The sequence below is a fragment of the Romboutsia maritimum genome, from assembly GCF_002251085.2.
GTDB lineage: Bacteria > Bacillota > Clostridia > Peptostreptococcales > Peptostreptococcaceae > Romboutsia_B > Romboutsia_B maritimum.
In genome coordinates, this window is sequence record NZ_NOJZ02000001.1 from 316,410 (window position 1) to 337,950 (window position 21,541).

A 21,541-nucleotide genomic window follows, 5' to 3' on the forward strand; every position below is an offset into this window, starting at 1 on the left:
TTATAAAGTGTTTTTTTTATTTTCTTTTTTTTATTCATAAAAAAAAATCCTTACGCCTAAAGATTTTTCAAATCTTAGGTGCAAGGATTTATTCATTTTTTTATCTTTTATTCATTTTTACTATTTTCTTATAACTTTTATACCTGTCATATGGTCATTTAAGTTATGTTTTTCTAATGTTTCATCTTCAACTCTATTTATTTCTAAAGCTAAAGTTTCTGTCTTTATATAATCTTCAAATTTATTTACAGCTGATGAGATTTCACCATCTGAACAATAATCTATAACTATGTTATCTAATACATCAAAGTTACTAGATTTTCTTATTTGTTGTACTTTTGATATAAATTCTCTTGCATATCCTTCAGCTATTAATTCTTCATTTAATGTAGTATCTAATATAACGAATAAGTTATTTTCCATAGTTACATTAAATCCTTCTTTAGCTGATATATTAATTAATACATGCTCTTTATTAAATTCAAAATTTTCACCATCAACTTCAACTATTAAACTTTCACCATTTTCTAATTTAGGAACAACTTCACTTGGATTTAATTTATTTAATGCTCCAGCAAAGAATTTCATCTTAGATCCTAAGATTGGTCCTAATACTTTAAAGTTTGGTTTTAAGCTGTAGTTCATATACTCACTTAAATCTTTAGCAAACACAACTTCTTTAACATTAAGTTCTTCTTTTATTAAATCTACTATATCACTTATAATAGGTTCATATTTTCCATCTACAAATACTTCTTGTACTGGTTGACGTACTTTTATTCTACTAGTTTCTCTTGATGCTCTACCTAATGTAACTAAGTTTTTAGCTAAGTCCATTTTTTCTTCTAACTTAGCATCTATTAAACTTTCATTAGCTCTTGGATAACTAGCTAAATGAACAGATACTTCATTAGTTAATTTTCTATACATTTCTTCTGACATGTATGGAGCAAATGGTGCTATTAATTCACAAAGTTCTTTTAATATTTCATAAGTTGTATTGTAAACTGCTTTTTTATCTTCTGTTAATTCAGTAGCCCAGAATCTTCTTCTTGAACGTCTTATATACCAGTTAGATAAATCATCATTTATAAATGCTTGTATTCTTCTTATTGTTTTATTTACTTCAAATATTTCTAAGTTTTCTTCTACTTCTTTCTTTAAATTGTTAAACTTAGATAATATCCATCTATCAAGTTCTGGTCTATCTTTGTACTCTACAAAGAAGTCATTCGGATTTATGTTATCTGTATTAGCATATAATGTGAAGAAGTTATAAACATTTTTCATTGTTCCTAAGAATTTACTTTGAACTTCTTTTAATCCTTCTTCATCAAATCTGATTGGTGTCCATGGTGGAGATACATATAATAAGTACCATCTTAAAGCATCTGCTCCATATTTATCGAATAATTCAAATGGATTTACTGTGTTTCCTCTTGATTTACTCATTTTCTTACCATCTTTATCTAATACAAGGTCATTAACTAAAACTTTTTTGTAAGGTGCTTTACCCATAACAAATGTAGATATTGCAAGTAATGAATAGAACCATCCTCTAGTTTGGTCTATACCTTCACAGATATAATCTGCTGGGAATAATTCTTCAAAGTTTTCTTTATTTTCAAATGGGTAATGATGTTGTGCAAATGGCATTGAACCACTATCAAACCAACAGTCTATAACATCAGTTACTCTTGTCATTGGCTTACCACAACATTCACATTTTAAATGTATATCATCAACATAAGGTCTATGAAGCTCTACAGTTTCTGGGTTTACATCTTCTATCGCCTTTTTCGCAAGTTCTTCCCTTGAACCTACTGAATCCTTATGACCACATTCACATCTCCAGATATTAAGAGGAGTTCCCCAATATCTACTTCTTGATACAGCCCAGTCATTTAAATTTTCTAACCAGTTTCCAAATCTTCCTTCTCCTACGAATTTTGGATACCAATCAACAGTTTTATTATTAGCTATTAATTGATCTTTTAATTTTGTCATTTCTATATACCAGCTTGGTTTAGCATAATATAAAAGTGGAGTTTGACATCTCCAACAGTGAGGATAGTTATGTGCTACTTTTTCTTTAGAGAACAGTTTATTTTCATGAGCTAACCACTTGATTATCTCAACATCTAAACCATCTTCCATAACAAATTTACCTTCCCATGGAGTAGTTGTAAATTTACCTGTTTCATCTACTGGTTGTAAAACTGGTAAATCATATTTTCTTCCTAAATTGTAATCATCTTCCCCAAATGCTGGTGCAGTATGAACTATACCTGTACCATCTTCAGTTGTTACATAATCTCCTAAAGTTATGAAGAATGCTTTCTTATCTGTTTCAACGAATGGCATTAATTGCTCATATTCTATTCCTTCTAATGTAGCACCTTTCATTTCTTCTATTACTTCGTAATCTTCACCTAGCACTTTATTAGCTAAAGGTTTAGATACATAATAAATTTCTTCACCTTGTTTAACTTTTAAATAATCTACTTCTCCATTTATAGTTAATGCAACGTTTGAAGGTAATGTCCAAGGAGTAGTTGTCCATGCTAAGAAATATTCATTTTCAGTACCTTTTCTTTTAAACTTAGCTATTACTGTATTAGTTTTTATTTCTTTATATCCTTGTGCAACCTCATGTGAAGCAAGACCTGTCCCACATCTTGGGCAATAAGGAAGTATCTTATGACCTTCGTACACATATCCTTCTTTGTTAAATTTATTTAGTATCCACCATACAGTTTCTATATAATTATTATCTAGAGTTATGTATGGATTATCTAAATCTGTTTCATAAGCCATTCTTTCAGTCATAGCTCTCCATTGTTTTTCAAAAGTGAAAACAGATTCTCTACATTTTTTATTAAATTTATCTATTCCATATTCTTCTATTTGTTGTTTATCAGAAAGTCCTAATTCTTTTTCTACCTGAATTTCAACTGGTAATCCATGAGTATCCCATCCTGCTTTTCTTTTAACTTGGTATCCACTCATTGACTTGTATCTACATACCCAGTCTTTTAATGTTCTAGCTACAACGTGATGTATTCCTGGATTTCCATTAGCTGTTGGAGGTCCCTCATAGAATACAAAGCTAGGATCATTTTTACCCTTTTCTAAAGTTTTTTCTAATATGTCTATATCTTTCCAATACTCAGAAACTTCTGCCTCTGCTTGTTTTACAGAACTGTCTACTAATGACTCAAATTTTGCCATAATATCACCCTTTCTACTGATTATAATATTACTATGATTGTTATCTAAATTAACTTTGTTTATAACAATAAAAAAACTCGTCCCCTAATAAAAGGGACGAGTATTGATCGCGTTACCACCCTAATTCCACATACAAATACGAATACATACTTATATGTAACACTCTATAGTATAACGGCACTAACCGGCACAGCTTAATTGATTATATTCGTTCAGCCTACAGCTTAGGAGTGATTTTCAACTTTAATAAATTTATTGGTTCTCAGCTTATCCAATTCTCTGTAAAATCTTTTTAAAGCATACTGTCTCCATCATCGCTTTTATATAATATATTTTGTTTTATACTATGAGATTTTATACCAAGTTATTATAATAGTCAATATTTTTTTATCATATAATTAATATTAATTATTCTAATGTACTTGCTATTTCTTCCGATTCAGCTTTATCTAAATTATAGATTGTTGTTCCTTCAAATGCATTTAAGCATTTCTCATCTACATCATAGAATATTTCATCTATACTTCTCATTTCATCTTCGATTAATGATTTGAATTTGTTTCTAAACACTTTAAATTCCTTAACTAAAGAATCATATTCTTTTCTTATTTCTATAACACGATTATTTCCTTGTTCTATAATTTGTCTAGCTTTTAAGTCTGCTTCTTCAACTATTATTTTAGCTTTTTTATTTGCAGCTATACAAGTATCTTCTGCTGCACTTTGAGCTGTTATTAATGTTGCTTTTAATGTTTCTTCTATATTCTCATACTTGCTAACTTGGTCTTGATATAATCTTAATTTTTCTTTAAGATCTAGGTTTTCTCTGTATAAAGTTTCAAAATCTTCTTTTACTATATCTAAAAATTCATCTACTTCTTCTTCTTTATAACCTCTTAAAGATTTTTTAAATTCCTTATTTTCTATTTCGATTGGAGTTAACATTTATTCCCCTCCTTATATAATTATCTTAGCCTGAACTTTTATTTTGCCCTTTTTAGTAAGGTCCCCTATCTTAGTAACCTTAGCTCTTCCTTTTCCCCTTACAGATATCAAAGATCCTTCTTTAATTTCTTTTGATGGAGAAGTTATTTTTTCATAATTTACATTAACCTTTTCCCCATTAATAAACTTTAAACTATCTTGTCTAGATATATTATATAATCCACTTATAATACAATCAATTCTATCTGAAGATACTGTAAAGGATATGTCTTTATAATTAGGAGAATTATATATGATCTGTTCTCTTGTTATTTCTTTTATTTTCACATTATTTCTTGACACTTTTTCTAAATTCATAATTATGAAGTCACAAATATCATCACTAACTATTACTTGACAAAAGCTATCATGTATAATTATATCTCCAACTTTTTCTCTTTTTATACCCAGGTTCATAAGAGCACCTAGATAATCTTTATGAGAAATATCACTAAATTTAAAATTACCTTCTATTTGTAAAAATCTAAGTTTATTTTGTACATCTTCATATTCCATATAATACGGATATATAAACACAGTACTTCTTTCACAATTAACATATCCGCCATCAACAGTATATTTTATATCACTATTAGAATTTAAAATATCTATTGCATTTTTTATTTCATACGGATTTAGAAAATCTGTATTTCTAACATCATAATTTTTCAATGCAGCATTAGCTTTATCTATAACTTTGAACATTTTATTTTTTAAATCTATGTCTTTTAAATGATTCGTAAGTCTTGATTTGTCCATTTTATATCAATTAATTCTCTACATTAAAATCTTTAGTAGAATTCTTTCTATTATTTGTAATAAAAAAACTGTAACTAAAGGTGAGATATCTATTGGTCCGTTCATATATTTATATAATACAGACCTTACTGGTTCTTCTATAGGATAAGTTAAAGTCGTTAATATATCATATATTTTATTATCAGTTCCTCCAGGAAACCATGTTAGAAGACATCTTATAATTATTAAAAATGTTATTAGTTTAAAAAGCTTCACTACTGCTATTGCTAATATACTCATATTAAAACCCCTTTACTATTTATTTTGCCAAGGGAAAAATGCCTTACTTTCTAATTCTTTTTTCATATTTGCATCTATATCAACATTGTTTGGTGCTAATATAAATATTGCTCTAGATACTTTTTGCATACTTCCATCTAGTACATAAACTGCACCATTCATAAAGTTAAATATAGATTTACGTGTTTCAACATCATCTAATAAGCCTTCTAAATTAACTATAACTGCTCTTCTTTGTTTAAGATGGTCTGCTATAACTGTAACTTCTTCGTATTTTTTTGGCTCTACTATTACAACTTTCATTTGACTAGTTGTGTGTAAATTTACAATTTTACTTCCTTTAGAATGATTTATAGAATTAAACTCACTATTTATATCTTCTTCTTGTTCTAACTCTTCAACAACATCTTCTATGTCATCATAATCTTCCTCATCGTCAACCATCCAATTTTTAAATTTAGATATTAATCCATCTCCCATTACTAATAGCCTCCTTCGTATTTATTATTTATACTTATTTTTTATCGTAGTTTCTTGCTCCAAATATAGATGTTCCTACTCTTACCATACTTGAACCTTCTTCTATAGCGATTTCATAGTCGTTGCTCATGCCCATAGATAAAACATCCATATCAACATTGTCTATTTGCAACTTATCTATTTCTAAAGATAACTCTTTAAGTCTTCTAAATACACTTCTTACTTCTTCTTCATCTTCTGTAAAAGGTGCCATAGTCATAAGACCTTTAATTTTTATATTTTTATAATTAGACGAAATATTTTTTATAAACTCAATAGAATCTTTTTCATCAATTCCATGTTTAGTTTCTTCTTTAGATATATTAACCTGAATTAAACAGTTTATAGTTCTTTCTATTTTTTCAGCTCTTTTTTGAATTTCTTCACATAAAGCTTGTCTATCTAAAGAATGTATCATATGCACTTTGTCGATTATATATTTTACTTTGTTAGTTTGTAATGTTCCTATTAAGTGCCAATTAACTTTATCACCTATAATTTTATACTTTCTATCTAATTCTTGAGGTTTATTTTCACCTACATCTGTTACACCATTTTCAATTGCCTCATTAATTGCATCTACATCTACTGTTTTAGTAACCGCCAGTAAAGTTACATCTTTACTTAATCTATTAACTTTTTCAGATGCTTTTTCTATATTCTTTCTTACATTATCTAAATTTTCTTTAATAGATTCCATTTTTTCACCTACTTTATTCTCATATTTTTACTTATAATATTAGGTTTTAAAATAATTTTATCATATATGTTTATACTTTTACTATCCTTACTGTCATCATTATAACAATCTATGAATATAAAATTATCATCTTCATATGCAATTTTATATAACTCAACAAAGTTTACAGTTTTAGACTCTTCATCTATAACGTATACACCTCGCTTAGTTCCTATTTTTTCCACAGAAGTTTTAGGTACTTTTAAACCTTCCATTTGCCTATATATTATATCAAATTCTTTAACTCTTGTATCGTAAATTCCAACATTTTGATTACTTATTTTCAATATGATTATAAAATTTTCTTTATCATCATATATTTTCTCTACTTTCGAATCAATTTCTTGTTTATCATTCCTTAATTTTATATTTTGATTTAGCTTAAAATTTTTTACTTCATCCTTATCAACACATATTGCCACATAGTAATTATAATTGTCAACTACTCTTAAAATAGTTTCACTCTGATTTACATCTTCTCCATCTTTCTTTACTTCTTCATATTGATTATCGGTATTTTGTATATCCTTTTTAGTTATTTCATTAATTTTATCGTATGTAAATTTATCTTCCTTTCCATCGAATTTGTATGATATTATTCCTGATATACTTGAACTCAATTTTAAAATTCCTTTTTCTTTCTGTAAAATCAGCATTTTTATTTGTTCTTCTTTTGTTTTTAATTTTATTGAATCAATATCATTATTAAGTAAATCATTTCTTTCTTTTATATCTTTATTTGCTTTTTTTATATCTTCATTTATTCCATCATAGTCATTATTTAATAAATTAGTTTGAATTTTATCACTACTTGAATTAATATTTTTATTTAAAACTTCTATATCCTTACTAGATATATTACTTTCACCCGTTTTTAATTTATCAATTTCTTTATCTAATTTATCTATTTTTTTATTAATATCTTTATCTGTGTTTTCAGAACTTATTTGGGCTACTTCTTGAGACTTTTTAACCTTTTCTCCTTCTTTAACTAACAAATTTACACTTCCATCTATGTCAGATTTAACTATATATTCATCTCTTATAATAAGTCCTTTTTTTGTAATCTTAGCTTCTAAATTTTCACTTTGTAATACTAAAGTATCTACATTCTTACTTATAAACTCCATTCCTATTTGAAACATTAAATAAATAAAAACTCCTAAAATAAGAATTTTAGAATATTTTAATTTTCTCAACATTTCACCTCCTACTCTTAATATAATTTCTTCGTTTAATAACCTATCTCCTTGTTTATATAAGAATAGAGGTAAATATTTTTTATTTTTATAAATATTTTTTCATAAAAGGTAACATATTTCATTTTCTTTTCATATATATTATATTGAGGTTAATTTAAAATGACTCTTGAAATCTCAAGAGTCATTTTAAATTATCTATTTTAAGTTTTGTTTATTTTTTTCTACCCAGAAATCAGCATTTTTTATACCTAACTTAATAGGATCAAATGAAATTTGTTCCCTTGGTACTCCGGACTTTAATTGACTTTCATAGTCATTAAAGCACTTAATAACTACATTTGATAAAGCAATTATAGCTATTAAGTTAAGCCATGCCATACTACCTACTCCAATATCACCCATTTGCCATGCAAGATTAGCAGTTTTAACACAACCAAATACTGTAGCACCTAATAATAATACTCTTAATAAATTTATTAATATTTTACTACTACTTCCTCCAGTTATTTTCTTAGCTATATAAGTTAAGTTAACTTCAGCTATATAATAGTAAGCCATTAATGTTGTAAATGCAAATAAGAATAATGCAATTGACACGAACGCTCCTCCAAATCCAGGAATCAAGGTATTTACTGCTGTTTGTGTAAATGCTGGACCAAATTCTACTCCTGGTAAATTTTCAACTATCATAGCTCCTGACCCATCTAATACATTATAGCTACCTGTCATTAATATCATAAATCCAGTTGCTGAACATACAAATAATGTATCAACATATACTGAAAATGCTTGAACAAAACCTTGTTTTGCTGGATGAGATACTTCTGCTGCTGAAGCTGCTTGTGGACCTGTACCTTGACCAGCTTCATTTGAGTAAACTCCACGTTTTACTCCCCAAGCTATTGTAGAACCTATAATACCTCCAAAAGCTTGCTCTGCACCAAATGCGGATTTAAATATTAATGCTATAACTGCTGGTAATTTTTCTATATTAACTATAATTATAGCTAAAGCCATAAGAATGTATAAACCACCCATAAGTGGAACTATTAATTCTGCTGCTGAACCTATTCTTTTTATTCCACCAAATATAATAAGACCTAATAAAGCAACTAATATACCTGCTATTATCCATGAGTTAATTCCAAATGAATTCTTCATCGCTACTGCAATTGAATTTGATTGAACCCCTGGCAAAAATAATCCTGTTGCAAATACTGTAACTATTGCAAATACTATTCCATACCATTTAGAAAAAGTCGTATTTCCTAAACCTTTTTCAATATAATATGCAGGACCTCCACGGTATTGACCTTCATGTTCTTCTTTGTAAATTTGACCTAATGCTGATTCTGCAAATGCTGAACCTGCTCCTAAAAACGCTATAGTCCACATCCAAAATAATGCTCCTGGTCCACCCATAGCTATTGCAGTTGCAACCCCAGCAATATTACCTGTTCCTATACGCCCAGCTAATGCTGTACATAACGCTTGGAAAGAAGAAATACCTTGTTCTGATTTTTCTCCTTTAAAAAGTAATGTTACCATTTCTTTAATATTTCTTAATTGAGAAAAACGAGTTCTAAAAGAAAAATAAATTCCAGCACCTAAACAAAAATATATTAAAAAATTACTCCAAATTATATTATAAATCGAGTTAATAATACCTTCCATAATATACCTCCCTTAATTTTCATATTCTTCTATTTTTATTTTTATTTTTATAAAATATTACAAACTTAAGCCATTGTTACTTTTATTATTGCAAATTAATATATTCTTATTCTTTAATGGCTTTAACCTTATATAATATACTATTCCAGAAAAATTTTTAAGTTCCTTTATATTTCAAAATATTCAGAAAATTAAATATATCAAAAAAAATAATTCATTTCTTTTTATTCAATTTATAAACTAAAAATAAATACATATAGAAAGGTTAAATAAATACTGTATTATAATTATTCAACCTTTCTATATTTGTTTTTATAACAAAATAGTTATAATATTCATGCTTCCTTCATTTATAATTTTTTGAAGAGTTTTTTGTATTTTCACTCTTATTTCTTCTGGCATTGTATACAATTTACTTTGTAACTGTTCTTTAACTAAATCATGTAGAGATTTTCCAAACATATTTGATTCCCATATTTCACTAGGATTTTGTTCAAATTCGTCTAATAAATATTTAGCCATATCTTCACCTTGATTTTGATTTCCTACTATAGGTGATACTTCTGTAGATATATCTGCCTTAATTATATGAAGAGATGGAGCATTAGCTTTTAATTTTACTCCATATTGTTTTCCTTGTTTTATAATTTCTGGTTCTTCTAGACTAAGCTCATCTAATGAAGGTGCAACTACTCCATATCCTTTAGTTTTTGCATCTATTAATGCACTTTCAATCTTATCATACTCAGTTTTAACTTTAGATAACTTAGTTATTAAATTTAAAAGTTGATAGTCTCCATCAATCTTAAATCCACTTTTTTCTTCTAATACATTGTAAAATAAATCTTGTTTAGTTCCTAAATCAATAGTTATTACTCCTTCTCCGAGTTCTACATTATCTACTTGTGTATCATCTAAAAATTCTAACTCAGAAAATCCAGCTACTATACTATCTATATCTCTTATCTTTCCTATTTCAGCTATACTTTGTTTTAATGTAGATATTATATTATTTTTAATCCAGTGATTTCTTTCTAAGCCTTCTACCCATTGTGGTAAATTTATTCTTATTTCTGTTAATGGAAAATCATATAGTATAGCTTCCATAACTTCTTCTATCTCATCGTCTTCCATTTCTTCTACATTTACTGGTACTATTGGAACTTCATATTTTTCCTCTAATTCTTTTCTCAATAAAATAGTATCCTCACTATTTGGATTAAGAGTATTTAATACAACTGTAAATGGCTTTTTAATAGCCTTTAATTCATTTATTACTCTTTCTTCTGCATTTACATAATTCTTTCTTTCTATTCCTGTAACAGAACCATCAGTTATAACTACTACTCCTATAGTTGAATGGTCTCTTATAACCTTTTTAGTTCCTATCTCTGCTGCTTTTTCAAAAGTCATAGCCTCTTGAGACCATGGAGTTGAAACAAGTCTTTGTTTGCCTTCTTCTTCGTGACCTAAAGCCCCGTCAACTATGTATCCTACACAATCAACCATTCTTACTTTTAAAGATACTGTGTCTTTAATTTTTATTTCTACCCCATCTGCTGGTACAAATTTGGGTTCTACTGTCATTATTGTTTTTCCTGATCCACTTTGAGGTATTTCATCTTGAGTTCTTTCTCTTTTGAATTCATTTTCTATGTTAGGTAATACAAGGGTTTCCATAAATTTTCTTATAAACGTAGACTTTCCTGTTCTTACAGGCCCAACTACCCCAATATATATGTCCCCTTGAGTTCTTTTTGCTATATCTTCATATATGTTATTCATATAATTCCCCTCCTGCATATAATTTCTTATTAAATTATATTTTGTTTGTTTAACTAATATTACAAAAATAAAATTTCGTATGTAATCTACGCTTATTTTTTAAGATATCTCCCTTTATTAATATTATGTTTATCAAACTTTTATGACATTAAAAAAGCTAGGATTAAAATCCTAGCTTTTCATTTACTACTTCTTCCATTTCATGAGTTTTATTTCTCATCATTAACTCAACTACAACTTCATTAGGATTTGCTCCTTCGTATAGTACAGAGTATATGGCATTAGTTATTGGCATGTCTATATTTAGTTTTTTAGCAACTTCATGTGCTACATCTGTTGCTGTTATTCCTTCTACGACCATTTTAACTTCTTTTAAAGTTTCATCTAAACTCTTTCCTTGACCTATAAGAATACCAGCTCTCCTGTTTCTACTATGCATGCTCGTACATGTAACAATTAGATCACCTATACCTGATAAACCTGCAAAAGTTGATACATTAGCTCCCAGAGCAAGTCCAAGCCTACTAATTTCACTAATACCCCTTGTCATAAGAGCTGCCTTTGCATTATCACCATAGCCTAGACCATCACATATTCCAGCTCCAAATGCTATGATATTTTTTAACGCTCCACCTAACTCAACTCCTACTATATCAGGATTGGTATAAACTCTAAGCTTAGGGCTCATAAATACATCTTGAACTAATTGAGCTATGTCTAGGTCTTGTGATGCAACTACAACTGTAGTAGGTATATCTCTTGCAACTTCTTCTGCATGAGATGGTCCAGACAATGTTACATAAGGATTTTTCGGTAATTCTTCTTTACAAACCTCAGATAATCTAAGACCTGTTCCTTTTTCTAGTCCTTTAGCAACATCAACTATAATTTGTTCTTCTTTTATAAATGATTTTATTTGTTTACAAATACTTCTTATTGCTTGGGATGGAACTGCTAAAACTACTATCTTACTATTATTTACAGCTTCCTCTATATTAGTAGTTACTATTATATTTTCAGGAAATAATATTCCTGGCAAATAAGCTATATTTTCTTTAGTTTTATTTATCTTTTGAGCTTGTTCTTCTTTTAAGGTCCACATATTAACTTTATATCCTTTTTTGGCAAGACCTAAAGCTAATGCACTACCCCAACTACCAGCACCTAATACACATACCTTTTCCAACTTAGAATACCTCCTATGTACAAACTAAAAATTACTCTTTGTTTTGACCTAATTTTCTCTCTGTTCCACTTAATAATCTTTTTATGTTTTCTCTATGAGTATATATAACAGATATACTTAAGAATAACGTAACTAATATACCTTTTTTATTTTGAGTTAAAATCATTAAAACAGGTGTCATTGAAATTCCTAATACGGAAGCTAATGAAACATATCTTGTAAAATAAACTATTACCAGGAAAGTTGCAAAACCTATTAATGCTATTATAGTATTAATAGCTAGCATAGCGCCTAGAGAAGTAGCAACACCTTTTCCTCCTCTAAAACCTAAAAATGCTGGCCAATTATGACCTGCTACAACAAATACAGCACCTAAATACATAGATGTTTGCATGTCACTTCCAGATAAATCTGCTAATATTCTAGCTACCCATACAGCGATTGCTCCTTTTAGTAAATCTCCCACAAATGTCATAGCTCCAGCTTTTTTACCAAGTGTTCTAAGAACATTTGTCGAACCTGCATTACCAGATCCTTGCGTCCTTATATCAACCCCTGCTATCCTTTTAGCAACTAGATATGAAGTAGATATATTTCCTAAAAGATATGCAATTACAATAATTAATATATAGTTAAACATACGGACCCCCTTTAGGTAATAATTTTATTTTTTATTTTTTTGTCTATATTCAAACTTAACAGATGTACCTTCAAATCCAAAATTCTCTCTTATCTTATTCTCAATATATCTTTGATATGAGAAGTGAGTTAAATCTTTATCGTTTATAAATAATGTTATTTTAGGTGGTTTAATGTCTGTTTGGGCACCATAGTAAATCTTTAATCTTCTTCCTTTATCTGATGGTGGTTGATTTAACATTACTGCTTCACCTATTACATCATTTAATGTTGAAGTCGATATTCTCTTAGAATGTTCACTTGCTACATATTGAACAGTTTCTAATATCTTATTCATTCTTTGATTAGTTTTGGCTGATACAAATAGTACTGGTGCATACATCATGAATGGGAACTTTTCTTTTATTTCTTTTGTATAATTACCTAAAGTTTTATTATCTTTTTCTATTAAATCCCATTTATTAACTACAAATATACATCCTTTACCTTCATCATGAGCTATTCCTGCAACCTTAGTATCTTGTTCTGTTATACCTTGTTCTGCATCTATTACTATTAATACTATATCTGCTCTATCAACAGCACTCATCGCTCTTATTACACTGTATTTTTCTACTTTTTCATATATTTTACTTTTTCTTCTTATTCCAGCTGTATCTATAAGAAGGAATTGTTGTCCATTTTTTTCAAGATACGTATCTACTGCATCTCTAGTTGTACCTGCTATAGGACTCACTATTACTCTTTCTTCACCTAATATATTATTTAGTATAGAACTTTTTCCTGCATTAGGCTTACCTGTTATTGCAACTCTTATTATATCTTCGTCATACTCTGTATTTAACCCTTCTGGGAAATTCTCAACTACTTCATCTAATAAATCTCCAAGTCCCATACTGTTTGCACTAGATATTGCAACTGGAGTTCCTAAACCTAATTCATAAAAATCATATACATTATCATATTGACTTTGGCTGTCTATTTTATTAGCTACTAATATAACTGGCTTTTTTGTTTTTCTAAGTATTTGAGATACTTCTCTATCTGCAGCTGTTATACCATTTTTTCCATCAACTACAAATATTATAACGTGAGCCATATCCATTGCAAGCATAGCTTGATTTCTCATTTGAGATAATATTATATCTTCACTATCTGGCTCTATACCTCCTGTATCTACTAAAGTAAAATACTTATCTAACCATTCTACTTCTGTAAATATTCTATCTCTAGTTACTCCTGGAGTATCTTCTACTATTGATATTCTTTTTCCTGCTAACTTATTAAATAATGTAGATTTACCTACATTTGGTCTACCTACTACTGCTACTATCGGTCTATTATCACTCATAATTATCTCCTTTCTTATTTTAAAATTTTATCTACAAAGTCTTTTCCATCATTTAAACAAGGAACAACTTCTATATTCATAATTTCTTGCATTTTTTCTAAAGTTATATTATCTAAGAATATTTCTTCATCTGCTTTTAACATATTTCTCGGTATATATAAAGTTTCGCCTAAATCCTTATCTTTTAACTGTTCAATTATATCTGTAGCAGTTATAAGTCCAGAAACTGTTATTGTATCTCCAAAGAAATTATTTACTATTTTATATACTTCAATTTCAACATTATCAAATTTACTCATTATACATTGTGCCATGTTTTTAATAAATTTATAAGCAGAATGACCTGTTGCTATTGAAACTTTTTTATTTCTTGTAATTTTATCTTCCGATAATGTACTTAGAAAATCTTGTATTTCTCTTTCTAACTTACTTATCATACCTACACCATTTTCAAATTGGATAAAACCTTCATACTCATCATATTTTAATAATTCTCTATTTGCAATTATGTAAAATTCATCTGATAAAAATGCAAATCTAGTTCCTCTTTTTAATAGATATTTCTTTTGTATTTCATTTATTTGGTCTATAGTTTCAGACGCACTATTTTTATTAAATATATCTAAGTTAGGTAAATGACTTCTATGCTTTGTTATCCCTACAGGTACAATTGCTGCACTATTTACATATGGATATAATTTTTCTAAATCAGATATAGTTCTTGTTAATTCTTCTTTATCATTATATCCTGGACATAAAACTATTTGGCAGTTCATTTGTATATTAGCTTTTGCTAATCTTTGCATAATACTATATAAATTTCCTGCAAATTTATTTTTAATCATTTTCTGTCTTAGTTCTGGATTTGTAGTATGAACAGAAATATTTATAGGACTTATTCTATATTTGATAATATTATTTATATCATCTTCACTCATATTAGTAAGAGTTACAAAATTACCTTGTAAAAATGATAGCCTTGAGTCATCATCCTTAAAATAAAGTGTTTCTCTCATACCTTTTGGAAGTTGATCTATAAAACAAAATACACATTTATTTCTACAACTTTTAGCTTGATCTATTATTGGGTTTGTAAATTCAATACCCAACTCCTCATCAAATTCTTTTTCAATTTCATATATATATATTTCACCGTTTATTTTCTGAATTTCTGCCTCTAAGTACTCATCGCTTACCAAAAATTTATATTCTATAATATCATGTATTATCTGGTCGTTTATAGATATAAGTAAATCTCCTACTTCTATACCTATCTCATCAGCAATACTATCCTTATATACTTTACTTATAATATTATTAACTTTTTTAACATTTACTTCCATATGTTATCACCACTTTTCTTTTTGAATACATCATATTATATTACCATGTTTTAATAAAAATAGTCAATATATAGCGAAATTTGAACATAATGTCTAAAAAAGGTACCAAAAGGTACCTTTTAATGTTTAACTACTATTAACGTTCCACTAGTCATCTCATGAACCATACCACTTACACATTTAGACATAAGCATTGCTTTCTGTTGCAAGTCTTTTTCGTTATCTGCATAAAATATAGGACATCCTCCACCATTTTGCATATTTTTATTAGTCGTTATTATAGCTAAAGTGTATTCATTTATGCCTACGTTCATTCCCATCTTATACACTTCCCTTCTTACCTATTTTATAATTTTCAAGTGATAAATTTTTTCCTTTTGCACTTGCTAAAACCGGACAAGACTTAACTGCTTCTATTATCTTTTGTTCATCCTTTTCCATTGGTATAAATGCTATTATTAAACTTTCTTTTTTTGGATTTCTTCTTGGCAATGGTACAAATGCTGGTTCATCATGTTCTCTATATAAACCTAATCTAGAGTAAAGATTGTATACTATAGTTTGTCTTTGACCTGAATCAAATAAAATCCCTGCATTAGTATAATCTTTATCTTTAGGTATTATTTCTATACCTATTCCTCTTGAAAGATATCTTTCCCTATCACTTTTAAGACCTATATTAGTAATTCCCTTTAAATCTCCAACTTTCATTATACACTCATCTACAAAACTTATTTTTACTATTTCAACATCTGCAATATCACCTATACTCTCTCTTTTTAATAATTTTTTTAGTATAAGAGTTAATGCTAGTCCAATTATAGAACTTATCATTAAAGATGTATTTTTTGCTATTTTAAGTTCTTCTATAATTAAATAATACAATCCAATTGTTGATAAAGAAGTTATTATACACATATAATTTCTAATTTCATAAGTTCTCGCTATTTCCTCAATAAAAGCTTCTCCTCTTTTTACTAATTGAATATCTTCTAAATTTTGTAAACTATCTCTTCTATTCTCCCTAACTTGTCTGAATTGCTCTGCTGCTAAAGATAAAAATGTTATAGACGTATATGCTCTGTCTCTTAAAGCAGGTACAAGTAATGCTCCTAATGACGATGCTACAAATGCTAATACTAACTGAGATAATAATATATTAGGTTGCGCTGGGTATTGTCTTTGGTCCGTATTTAACATAATAATTCTAGAAAGAATTCCAATTCCAACTGCTACTAAAAATACTTTGTCCATTTAATCACCTCTTTACTTTTAACTATAAAGCTTTTCTTTTATACGCACTTTGTTTTCCTTTTGAAGTTTCAAGTACTGGTGTACTTTTAACTACTTGTATCATTGTATCTATATCTTTTACAATTGGTATATATGGTATAACCACTGTATTTTTTTCTAAATTTGTTCTTGATGTAGCTATTATATCTTTTTCATCTACATCCTTATCTATTCCCATATGAATAAATATACTATGTATTATGGCATCTCTTTGCCCTAAGTCATTTATAATACCAAAGTCTGCCATAGTATTAGGAATTATTTCTATAGCTATTCCACTGTTTATATATTTATCTCTACTATCTTTCAATCCTATATTAGTTATTATTGTGTCATTTACTTTTAGTATAGGTCCTTCAAAGTTTATTTTTGCTGGAATAACTTGTGCAACATCTCCTATACTATCTCTTCTTAAATATCTTCTAAACATTAACCCTATCAGTGCACCTGCTATTAATGCACTTATTGTACATCCTAAAAATCTCACATTAAATTTTTTATTTAAGTATATATAAGCTATAGAAGCCCCTAATGCTGAAAATAAACTTATATAACTTCTTGATTCATATGTAGTTGCTATTTCCTCTACATATGCAGAACCTTTTGGAACTATCTCTCCATTATCAATATTTTCTAATGTTATTCTTTCTTGCTTAGCTAAACCTTGAAATTGTTGAATTGCCACAGCAAAAAATGTTAATGCAGAAAACTCTTTATCTACTAATGCAGGTAGTGCTATTGCTCCAAGTGAAGCAGAAAGACCCGATATTATAATTTGCTCTAAAAAATCCTGTGGTCTTGTTGGATATTGCTTATCTGTAACTCTTAATACAAATCCTCTGCATACTATACCTACAAATGTAGCCACTAAAAATGCCCGTCTAAACAACTCATCATTAAATAAACTTTCTTTCATGATACAACTCCTTTTCCTATAAAATTATTTATAAATAATTTTCATTACAAATTTTCTAGTACCATTAGTTTATGCAAAAACAAAAAAAAATCTCCTTTAACTAAGGAAATTTTTATTTGGTATGGTAATAATAAATTCACTACCTTTATCTAATTCACTTTTTAATTCTACATTTCCACCTAAATTTTTTACTATATGTTTAGTTATAGCAAGTCCTAACCCTGTTCCACCAACTTCTCTACTTCTTGCTTTATCTACTCTATAAAATCTTTCAAAAACACGATTTATATCTTCTTTAGGTATTCCTACTCCATTATCTATTACTTTTAAAATAATATTTTTACTTTCTGATTTTACAATAACTTTAATTTTTCCTCCTTGCGGAGTATACTTTATTGCATTATCTATCAAGTTTAAAAATATCTGCTTCATATAGTCTCTATTTATTAATACACTAAGTTTTTCATCACTAAATTCATAATTTATATCTATATCTTTTAACTCAGCCATGTAAATTGTCATATCATAAACTTCTTTAAATATATCGTATATTTTTACACTATCAACTTGTATACTATCTTTATTTTCTATAAATGATAATAATAATATATCATCAATAAGCCTTTTTAATCTATCTGATTCACTTTCAATAATTCCTAAAAATTTATTTCTTGTTTGTTTATCTATATTTTCATTTAATTTTAATGTTTCTACAAATCCACTTATTGATGTTAATGGTGTCTTAAGTTCATGACTTACATTAGCAACAAAATCACTTCTCATATTTTCAAGTTTTACTTTCTCTGTGATATCTTCTATATTAATAATTGAACCAATCATAACATTATTAGTATTTTGAAGATATACTGGATCTAATTTTATTTTATAAACGGTTCCATTACTTATTGTAATTTCACTTCTTTCATTTTTATTTGATCCTATATATCTAGAAACTTCTGATAGTATTTTTTCTTCCTTTATGACAAAATTTACATTGTGTCCTTCTACTACTTCATTTGGTTCACACTTTATTATATTCTTAGCTTCTTCATTTATTAATAATATATTTCCATGAACATCTAGCGCTAAAATCCCATGAGATATACTTTTTAATATAGATTTTAATTGAAGATGTTTGTACTCACCTTCAGCTACTGCATTATCTATCTTTTCTATCATATGATTAAAATTTCTTGCTAATTCTCCTAATTCACCTTTTGCGGATATATTTAATCTTGAATGAAACTCTTTATTGCTTACTTTTTTAGATACATAAATAAATTCTTCTAGATAACTTCTTAGGCTTACGGTATACCTTATTGCTACTATTGCAATTATTATAGAAAGTAATGTTATAAAGAAATACAGATTATCTATAAATTCCATAATAAAATTCTCCTATTTCCATTTTTAATATTTTAATCAATTTTATACCCTACACCTCGTATTGTTTCTATATATTTAACTGTACTATTTTCCCCTTCTATTTTCTTTCTAAGATACCTTATATGAACATCAACAGTTCTAGTTTCTCCATAATATTCATAACCCCAAATTTTATCTAAAAGGTAATTTCTAGAAAGTACTTTCCCTTTATTTTGAAGTAACAACCTTAGAAGTTCAAATTCCTTTAAAGTTAATTCTATTTTCTCGCTACCTTTAGTTACTTCGTGTTTAGATAAGTCAACTTTAAGGTTTCCTGAATGTAAAATATTTTCTTCATTTGTTGAGTTCAAATTATATCTTCTAAGCACAGAAGTAATTCTAGCTAATAACTCCTTTATACTAAATGGTTTAGTTATATAATCATCTGCTCCTACTTCTAAACCTTCTACCTTATCATTTTCCATATTTTTAGCTGTAAGCATTATAACAGGTGTATTTTTTAAGGATTTATCACTTCTTATTTTTTTTAATACCTCAATACCACTTATATTAGGTAACATCCAATCTAAAAGTATTAAGTCAGGTTTAATTTCCTTTGCCTTTATAAATCCATCAAAACCATCATATGAATAATCAACCTCATAATTTTCTGTTTCTAAATTGAACTTAAGAAGTTCAACTATATGCATCTCATCATCTATAACAAGAACCTTAGTATTAATCATTGGCTATACACCTCTCTTATTTTATCTGTAGTAACATTCCTATTCTTTTTTGTGTTTTATAATGCTTTCTATAAGAGTGGAATTTATCTTCATTACAGCTAGTACATAAATTCAAGTTAATTATATTTTGCTTTTTAACTCCACTACATTTTAGTATATGTTCATTAATCTTCCACAAGTCTAAATAATATCTACCTTCTTTAATTATATAAAATTTTTCATCTTGATTTGTAATAATCGTGTTAAATTTTTTTACTAAGTCTTCTGATACTTCATAACAACAAGGTCCTATTGATGGACCTATCACACATACTACATCTTCTAGCGCTGTATTATAATGCTTATTCATTTTATCAATAACCTTTTGACCTATCTTATCAAATGTTCCTCTCCAGCCTGCATGAGCTAATCCTATAGCTTTATTCTTTGTATCTATTATAGCTATAGGAACACAATCTGCAGTAAATATAAGTAATGGTACATTTTTTACGTTTGTAATTAATGCATCTCCATCTATTTTTTGTCCTATATTATTTTCATCAATAAGATTCACTATATCTGAGTGTATTTGTATGTTACTAGTTAAATTTTCAAACTCAAACTTACCGTCTTCACATACTTTTATCATATCTTCTTTTAATTTTGAATCTACATCCTTAGTAGTAATAGCTAGATTTACAAATTCTATATTTTCTTCAATTTCTTTAACTGTTATATAACTACTCACTTTAGTCTCCTTTTTCAATTAATATATTTTTCAATTCATTTACAAAAGTATTTATATCTTTAAATTGTCTGTATACAGAAGCAAATCTAACATAAGCTACTTCATCTACATCTTTTAATTTATCCATAACCATTTCGCCTATTTTACCTGTTTCTATTTCAGATATATAAAATTTATTTATTTCATTTTCAACATAAGAAACTATATCTTCAATTTGTTCAATTGACACAGGTCTTTTTTCACAAGCCTTTAATAACCCAAACTTTATTTTTTCTGTATTAAAGTATTCTCTACTATTATCTTTTTTTATTACCATTACTGGCGTTGTTTCTATTTTTTCGTATGTAGTAAATCGCTTCTTACAGGATTCACATTCTCTTCTTCTTCTAATAGATTTACTATCTGTGTGTCTAGAATCTATAACTTTAGATTCTTTATAATTACAATAAGGACATTGCAATGTTGTTTCCTCCTTTGTTGTTATCTATATATTAAATTCGTCTAAGTTAAGTTCAGAGCCTATATTTACTATTATAGTATCACAGCCTATTTTTAATATATCATTCCAAAAAATAACTTGTTCTTCTCCTCCTCTTGAGAAAAATGATTTTCCTCCATCTCCAAATATTGTAAAGGATACTATCTTACCTTCATTTATATCCATATCTATATCTGTTATAAATCCCATTCTCTTACCATTTTTAACATTTATAACTTCTTTATCCATTATATCAGAAACTCTAATCATATTATAATCTCCCTCCTCTTAAAAATAAATATGTACTTGCTTAAAAAAAAATAAC

At 27.8% G+C, this 21,541-nt stretch carries 21 protein-coding genes and 1 other annotated feature; all 21 genes read right to left on the reverse strand.

Features of this window, described 5'->3' with window-relative positions:
* Positions 1-120 precede the first annotated feature (120 nt).
* Positions 121-3,231, reverse strand: a complete 3,111-nt coding sequence (gene ileS / locus CHF27_RS01550) for an isoleucine--tRNA ligase (RefSeq protein ID WP_095404730.1) — start codon at positions 3,229-3,231, stop codon at positions 121-123.
* 89 nt (positions 3,232-3,320) lie between these two features.
* Positions 3,321-3,555 (reverse strand) — a binding site (T-box leader).
* An 84-nt stretch (positions 3,556-3,639) separates the two neighbouring features.
* Positions 3,640-4,176, reverse strand: a complete 537-nt coding sequence (locus tag CHF27_RS01555; protein ID WP_095404729.1) for a DivIVA domain-containing protein — start codon at positions 4,174-4,176, stop codon at positions 3,640-3,642.
* Positions 4,177-4,188: 12 nt separating this feature from the next.
* A complete protein-coding gene (locus CHF27_RS01560; protein ID WP_095404728.1) occupies positions 4,189-4,974 on the reverse strand; it encodes a YlmH family RNA-binding protein in 786 nt (261 codons plus the stop codon).
* Between the two features lie 18 nt (positions 4,975-4,992).
* On the reverse strand, positions 4,993-5,253 hold the full coding sequence (locus CHF27_RS01565; RefSeq protein ID WP_095404727.1) for a YggT family protein: 261 nt from the start codon (positions 5,251-5,253) through the stop codon (positions 4,993-4,995).
* A gap of 15 nt (positions 5,254-5,268) precedes the next feature.
* Entirely contained in the window at positions 5,269-5,733 is a 465-nt protein-coding gene (locus tag CHF27_RS01570) for a cell division protein SepF (RefSeq protein ID WP_095404726.1), read from the reverse strand.
* A 34-nt stretch (positions 5,734-5,767) separates the two neighbouring features.
* The gene (locus CHF27_RS01575) at positions 5,768-6,472 is read right to left on the reverse strand and encodes a YggS family pyridoxal phosphate-dependent enzyme (protein ID WP_095404725.1); all 705 of its coding nucleotides are present in this window, start codon (positions 6,470-6,472) and stop codon (positions 5,768-5,770) included.
* 8 nt (positions 6,473-6,480) lie between these two features.
* Complete coding sequence (locus CHF27_RS01580) at positions 6,481-7,710, reverse strand: HlyD family efflux transporter periplasmic adaptor subunit (RefSeq protein WP_158534713.1); 1,230 nt, start codon at positions 7,708-7,710, stop codon at positions 6,481-6,483.
* Positions 7,711-7,908: 198 nt separating this feature from the next.
* Positions 7,909-9,387: an alanine/glycine:cation symporter family protein gene (locus tag CHF27_RS01585; RefSeq protein WP_095404723.1), complete on the reverse strand. Its 1,479-nt coding sequence runs from the start codon at positions 9,385-9,387 to the stop codon at positions 7,909-7,911.
* A 312-nt stretch (positions 9,388-9,699) separates the two neighbouring features.
* On the reverse strand, positions 9,700-11,172 hold the full coding sequence (gene spoIVA / locus CHF27_RS01590; protein WP_095404722.1) for a stage IV sporulation protein A: 1,473 nt from the start codon (positions 11,170-11,172) through the stop codon (positions 9,700-9,702).
* A 163-nt stretch (positions 11,173-11,335) separates the two neighbouring features.
* Positions 11,336-12,358 carry an NAD(P)H-dependent glycerol-3-phosphate dehydrogenase gene (locus CHF27_RS01595; protein WP_095404721.1) on the reverse strand — a complete coding sequence of 341 codons (1,023 nt, stop codon included), beginning with the start codon at positions 12,356-12,358 and terminating at the stop codon, positions 11,336-11,338.
* A gap of 31 nt (positions 12,359-12,389) precedes the next feature.
* Positions 12,390-12,998: a glycerol-3-phosphate 1-O-acyltransferase PlsY gene (gene plsY / locus CHF27_RS01600; protein ID WP_095404720.1), complete on the reverse strand. Its 609-nt coding sequence runs from the start codon at positions 12,996-12,998 to the stop codon at positions 12,390-12,392.
* Positions 12,999-13,022: 24 nt separating this feature from the next.
* A complete protein-coding gene (der, locus tag CHF27_RS01605; protein ID WP_095404719.1) occupies positions 13,023-14,348 on the reverse strand; it encodes a ribosome biogenesis GTPase Der in 1,326 nt (441 codons plus the stop codon).
* Positions 14,349-14,362: 14 nt separating this feature from the next.
* Entirely contained in the window at positions 14,363-15,691 is a 1,329-nt protein-coding gene (locus CHF27_RS01610) for a DUF512 domain-containing protein (RefSeq protein ID WP_095404718.1), read from the reverse strand.
* A gap of 119 nt (positions 15,692-15,810) precedes the next feature.
* Positions 15,811-16,011 carry a capping complex subunit for YIEGIA gene (locus CHF27_RS01615; protein WP_095404717.1) on the reverse strand — a complete coding sequence of 67 codons (201 nt, stop codon included), beginning with the start codon at positions 16,009-16,011 and terminating at the stop codon, positions 15,811-15,813.
* A 1-nt stretch (position 16,012) separates the two neighbouring features.
* Entirely contained in the window at positions 16,013-16,945 is a 933-nt protein-coding gene (locus CHF27_RS01620; protein ID WP_095404716.1) for a YIEGIA domain-containing protein, read from the reverse strand.
* Between the two features lie 22 nt (positions 16,946-16,967).
* On the reverse strand, positions 16,968-17,900 hold the full coding sequence (locus tag CHF27_RS01625) for a YIEGIA domain-containing protein (protein ID WP_095404715.1): 933 nt from the start codon (positions 17,898-17,900) through the stop codon (positions 16,968-16,970).
* Positions 17,901-17,996: 96 nt separating this feature from the next.
* The gene (locus tag CHF27_RS01630; protein WP_095404714.1) at positions 17,997-19,286 is read right to left on the reverse strand and encodes a HAMP domain-containing sensor histidine kinase; all 1,290 of its coding nucleotides are present in this window, start codon (positions 19,284-19,286) and stop codon (positions 17,997-17,999) included.
* Positions 19,287-19,318: 32 nt separating this feature from the next.
* Positions 19,319-20,008, reverse strand: coding sequence for a response regulator (locus tag CHF27_RS01635; protein ID WP_095405102.1), 690 nt, complete (start codon positions 20,006-20,008; stop codon positions 19,319-19,321).
* A 19-nt stretch (positions 20,009-20,027) separates the two neighbouring features.
* Positions 20,028-20,738 (reverse strand): peptidoglycan editing factor PgeF, encoded by a 711-nt coding sequence (pgeF, locus tag CHF27_RS01640; protein WP_095404713.1) that lies wholly within the window; start codon positions 20,736-20,738, stop codon positions 20,028-20,030.
* A 1-nt stretch (position 20,739) separates the two neighbouring features.
* Positions 20,740-21,198 (reverse strand): transcriptional regulator NrdR, encoded by a 459-nt coding sequence (gene nrdR, locus CHF27_RS01645; RefSeq protein WP_095404712.1) that lies wholly within the window; start codon positions 21,196-21,198, stop codon positions 20,740-20,742.
* A gap of 24 nt (positions 21,199-21,222) precedes the next feature.
* Positions 21,223-21,486, reverse strand: a complete 264-nt coding sequence (locus CHF27_RS01650; protein WP_095404711.1) for a YlmC/YmxH family sporulation protein — start codon at positions 21,484-21,486, stop codon at positions 21,223-21,225.
* Positions 21,487-21,541 lie beyond the last annotated feature (55 nt).